The following is a 939-nucleotide window of genomic DNA, read 5'->3' on the forward strand; positions in this document are numbered from 1 at the left end:
TGGTCAAGCCCCCATATAGTGGAGATATTAAAAAACCGGAGCTGTTTCCTTTTGGAAATGGCTCCCTTTCGGTTTTATTTTAGTTATTTCATTCTTTTTATTTACTTGACATGGAGCCTCGTCACGCATGATTCTCGCTCTAGGAAGCAGGTTTGTAACACAACTAGCTCCCCTATGACGGTATCATGCGTTGCTCCATATCAAGTAGTGCACTTTAAATAATTTGTGAGTTCCTTTTGAGGGACCCATTTCCTTATGCTATAAGATTCTGGCGACGATAATTTACTGGCGACTGTTTATTTAACCGCTTTTGTCTCCTTATATGATTGTAATGATGAATATATTGATGGATTTTTGCTTCTAATTCTTCAATATTTTGTACAGAATAGGGATGATAAGCTTCTGTTTTTAAATGGGAAAAGAAGCTTTCAATACAGGCATTATCGAATGGATTGCCTGGACGGGACATGCTTGGTTGAATATCATAGGATTCGAGCGTGTCTTGATAAAGTTTGGATGTGTATTGTGTTCCCCGGTCGCTATGGAGGATGACACCTTGCACATCCTTTTCTTTTTGAACAGCTTGGTATACAGTTTTTATTACGAACATCGTTTCACTATTATTCCTTGCCATTTCGTATGCAATAATCTCATTATTGTACAAATCCATTATGGCAGATAAGTGTAACTTTTCGTCCCCGATTGAAAAGGAAGTGATATCTGTAACCCACTTTTTATTAGGTTGGTCAACCGAAAAGTCTCTATTGATGATATTTGTTGTAATCGTTTCTGGTTCAGTGCGCTTATACTGATTATAGTTTGAAGATCTGTGTTTCTTCCGAATAATTGATTGAATTCCAAGTTCCTTGTAGAGTCGAAAGACTCTTTTATGATTGATTTGCATTCGGTATTCTTCCTGAAGTTCCATATGAACACGCC

At 37.4% G+C, this 939-nt stretch carries 1 protein-coding gene; it reads right to left on the reverse strand.

Going from position 1 to position 939, the window contains the following annotated elements; all coding sequences use genetic code 11:
* Positions 1 to 253 precede the first annotated feature (253 nt).
* The coding region (locus M3205_RS25135; protein ID WP_251172362.1) for an IS3 family transposase at positions 254 to 939 on the reverse strand (686 nt) is incomplete at its 5' end.

This window comes from Cytobacillus firmus, from assembly GCF_023715565.1.
GTDB lineage: Bacteria > Bacillota > Bacilli > Bacillales > Cytobacillaceae > Cytobacillus > Cytobacillus firmus_C.